We start from the raw sequence: 3,648 nt of genomic DNA on the forward strand, positions 1-3,648 counted from the left end.
TCTTCTACGCGGTGTCGGCCGCGTGTTCCGCAGCCCCGCCGGGACCGCCTCGGCGCCTGGTCCCACCCACTGTGACCTGGGCTTCTCGCTGCCCCTGGCCTACCGTGGTGCCCTCGCGGAAGGGGGACCGGATGGACCGGACGACGCGCACGGTCGAGGACGTGCTGAGGCTGATGGACGGGCTCTTCGCACCGGAGGCCGACCGCTGGACGGGCGGGGCCGCGGACTGGTGGGACGGCTTCTACGGCGACCGCTCGAAGGCCGTGCCGTTCTTCGTGGACAAGCCCGACGAGAACCTGGTCGCGTACCTCGACCACGGGCTCGTGACGCCCCGTCGCGTGCTCGACCTGGGATGCGGTCCCGGCCGCAACGCCCTCCATCTCGCGTCCCGGGGATACGAGGTGGACGCCGTGGACCTCTCGCACCGGGCGATCGCCTGGGCCGAGGAGCGCGCCCACGAGGCCGGCGCCCGGATCCGGTTCCACCGCGGCGACGCCTTCGCGCTCGCCGGGGGAGTGCTGGAAGGCCCGTACGACCTGATCCACGACTCCGGCTGCTTCCACCACCTTCCGCCGCACCGCCGGATCAGCTACCTCCGGCTGATCGGCCGGCTCCTGGCCCCGGGCGGGCACTTCTCGCTGACGTGTTTCGCGGCCGGTGCGGGCGGGATGGGATCCGAGCTGTCCGACGAGGAGTTCTACCGGCGCGGGGGTCTGCAGGGCGGGCTCGCGTACACCCCGGACTCCCTGCGCCGGATCTTCTCCGACCTGGAGGAGGTGGAGCTGCGCCGGATGCGGGACGAGCCGGCCGACGCACCGTGCTTCGGCGAGTCCTTCCTGTGGGCGGCCCTGTTCCGGCGGCCGGCGGAGGCCGACGGAGCGCGCTGAGGTGCCGCGGGCCGCACCGCCGTCGGCCGCGCGCCCGGCCCGCCGTCCGGGCCCCGGACGGCGGGCCGGGCGCGACCGCGGACTGCGGCTTCACGTCGAGGGGGGTGGAGTGAACCCGGCGCCGTCGATCTCGTCGCGTGCTCCGTCCGCGGCCTCGGCGCGCAGGCGGCGGACGATGCCCCGGCCCGCCCGCCGGTAGATCTCCGCGTCCCCGAGCAGCACGGACTGCGCGTTGGCCGCCTCCATCAGCGCGATGATCTCGAAGGCCAGCTGGGGCACGTCGACGTCCTCGACCAGGCCGCCCGCGTCGCGGGCCGCCGCCAGCTCCTGCTCCATGTACGCGGCCCAGTCGGCGCGGGTCCGGGCGATCGCGTCGTGGACCGGACCGCTGCGGGCGTCGAACTCGGCCGACACCGCGTAGAAGAAGCAGCCCCCGGCGAAGACCCGCCCGGCCGAGTACGTGAGCCAGTTCCGGCACAGGGCCCACACCCGTCCCGGGCCCGGCGGCAGATCGCCGAGCGGCGCCACCACCTGGTCGGCGAAGACGGCGACGGCCGCGCGGACGGTGGCGAGCTGCAACTCCTCCTTGGAGCCGAACAGGGCGAAGACGCCGCTCTTGCTGAGCTTCAGCTCGGTCGCGATCCGGCCCAGGGACAGGCCGTCGAGGCCCTCCACCGAGGCGATGTCCATCGTGCGGCCCAGCACCAGGCGCCGCGTCTGGTTGCCGCGCTCGACGCGTCCGTCCGTCTTGGTCCCGCCGCTCCCGCTCATCTCCCCATCGTACTGAACGCACGGTCGTGCGGACATGGGTGCGGAGCGGAGTCCCAGGGCGTCCGGACCCGTGCCCGGCCCCGTCGGAGACCGGGACGCGCGCGGCCCTCAGGCGGCCGGGGCGCGGCGTTCCCCGGGAGGCAGGAGCAGCACCTCTAGCGCCCGCGCGCAGGACCGGGCCTGCGCCAGGAACCAGTCCAGGCGCGCCTCCGTGATCACCTCGGCCGTGGCCCCCACCGCGAGCGCGAAGCGCGCGTGCCCCGACCGCTCCAGGACGGGCACGGCCACCGTCCGGCCCTCGTGGACGGACTCGCCGTCCTCCAGCGCGTAGCCGCGCTCCCGCACGCGCGCCAACTCGCCCTCCAGAAGCACCGGTTCCACGAGCGGGTGCTCCGTGAGGGCGGACGGCGGCGGCGACGGGCGGGCGTCGCCCTCGCCCGCCCGCGGCCAGGCCAGCAGTACCTTGCCGAGCGCCGTCGACGCCAGCGGGCGGCGCAGCCCCACCTTGGGGGTGACGGATCCGCCCGCCACGATGACGGCGTGCGGGCCGCTGCGCAGGGCCAGGTCGGCCGCGGTGCCCGTGCGTTCGGCCAGGTCGGCCAGCTCGGGCGCGGCCAGGTGCAGACCCCGCTGGTGGTACGAGAGCCGGCCGAGCTCCGTCACGGCCGGCCCGAGCCGATAGCGGGCCGTACGGGCGTCCTGCTCCAGGAACCCGGTGGCGAGCAGCGTCCGCGCGAGCCGGTGGGCGGTCGAGGTCGACAGGCCCAGCCGGCGCGCGAGGTCGGAGGCGCTCAGATCCGGCCCGTTGTCGTGGAAGCAGTGCAGCACGTCCAGCGCGCGCCGCACCGCCTGGGCTCCGGACGGCGCGCGTACGGCGCCGGCGTCGGCCTGGGTCGTCATATCGTCCGCTCCCCTGCGTGGTCGGCTTCCACGCTCCCACATGGCGGGAGCCGGATCAGCACCGTGGCGAGGCCGGAAACACGCCGTTCACGGGTCCTGCCCCCATCGGGCGAGCGCGGCGCCGCCCTCGCCCGATGGGGCCCTGCTGCCGTGGCCGCCGCGGCCCCCGGGGCTCAGCCGCCGATGTCGAACACCGCCCACTCGGTGGACGGTTCCTCCAGGACGTAGGCCCTGCCGCCGCGGCAGACGATCCGGCGGCGGCCGAGGGAGCCGCCGTCGGGCCGGGYCAACTCGGCGACTTCCGCGGGCTCGACGGTGGTCTCGGTGAGGGCGCCGAACCTGACGCGGTCCCGGTCCTCGCGGTAGCCGCCGACGAAGGCGACCCGGTCGGCGTGGACGGCCAGACCGCGTGCGCCGCGGAGGGAGTTGGCCCGGACCCGTACGGGCTCCCCGGGCCGGATCTCCAGCAGCGGGAAGTCCGTGTACGGGCAGGCCCAGGCGACGGACCCCGCCACGTTCAGGGCGTAGCAGTCCATGATCCAGCCGGCTCCGGGAACGGAACCGGAGGTCCAGCGGCGCTCGCCCGTCGCGCTCCATCGGCGGATGCCCGCCGGATTCTCGTCGAAGTGCCCGACCCACAGGTCGCCCGTCGCGTCGACCAGCAGGTGCTCGACGGCGTCCCCGACCCCGAAGGACCAGGTCTGGCGGCCGAGTGCGTCGAAGACCTGCACCTGGCGCTGCTCGTCCGCCCCGCGGGCGCGGGCGGAGGCGAGGACGAACCCGCCGTCCGGCAGCCGGTCCAGGAGCGGCCACCGGGCGTGCACGGCGTCGAGTTCGGTGACCTCCACGCCTCCGTCGCCGACGGACACGACCACCGCGTGGTAGGGATCCGGGCCGCCACCGGGACGCGACGCGCCGTCGGCGAGCAGCCAGTGGGCGACACCGAAGTCGTCGACGGTGGCGGCCAGGACGTGCCGGCCGTGATGGGCGCGGGGCAGGCGGGCGTACGGTTCGAGGGCGGTCTTCTGCATGGGCGGGCTCTCCTCTGTGGGGCGGGACGCGGGGCATCGGCCGCGGCGGGTGTCCGGCG

Annotated in this window: 4 protein-coding genes; 1 reads left to right on the forward strand and 3 read right to left on the reverse strand. The window is 75.5% G+C overall.

Annotated elements, in window-relative coordinates:
* Positions 1-131: 131 nt before the first annotated feature.
* Positions 132-887 (forward strand): class I SAM-dependent methyltransferase, encoded by a 756-nt coding sequence (locus tag EAO71_RS35285; protein WP_147981902.1) that lies wholly within the window; start codon positions 132-134, stop codon positions 885-887.
* Between the two features lie 90 nt (positions 888-977).
* Here the strand turns inward: EAO71_RS35285 and EAO71_RS35290 are convergent, their stop codons facing one another.
* From EAO71_RS35290 to EAO71_RS35300, 3 genes are all read right to left on the reverse strand, one after another.
* A complete protein-coding gene (locus EAO71_RS35290; RefSeq protein ID WP_147981903.1) occupies positions 978-1,658 on the reverse strand; it encodes a TetR/AcrR family transcriptional regulator in 681 nt (226 codons plus the stop codon).
* A 108-nt stretch (positions 1,659-1,766) separates the two neighbouring features.
* On the reverse strand, positions 1,767-2,558 hold the full coding sequence (locus EAO71_RS35295) for an IclR family transcriptional regulator (protein WP_147981904.1): 792 nt from the start codon (positions 2,556-2,558) through the stop codon (positions 1,767-1,769).
* Positions 2,559-2,731: 173 nt separating this feature from the next.
* The gene (locus tag EAO71_RS35300; RefSeq protein WP_147981905.1) at positions 2,732-3,589 is read right to left on the reverse strand and encodes a hypothetical protein; all 858 of its coding nucleotides are present in this window, start codon (positions 3,587-3,589) and stop codon (positions 2,732-2,734) included.
* Positions 3,590-3,648: the final 59 nt, after the last annotated feature.

Source organism: Streptomyces sp. MS191, assembly GCF_008042125.1.
Taxonomy (GTDB): Bacteria; Actinomycetota; Actinomycetes; order Streptomycetales; family Streptomycetaceae; genus Streptomyces.

What these genes read in the sequence shown, in the direction of transcription:
- EAO71_RS35285 (WP_147981902.1), top strand. Translation starts at nt 132, where the DNA reads ATGGACCGGACGACGCGCACGGTCGAGGACGTGCTGAGGCTGATGGAC.
- EAO71_RS35290 (WP_147981903.1), bottom strand. Translation starts at nt 1,658, where the DNA reads ATGAGCGGGAGCGGCGGGACCAAGACGGACGGACGCGTCGAGCGCGGC.
- EAO71_RS35295 (WP_147981904.1), bottom strand. Translation starts at nt 2,558, where the DNA reads ATGACGACCCAGGCCGACGCCGGCGCCGTACGCGCGCCGTCCGGAGCC.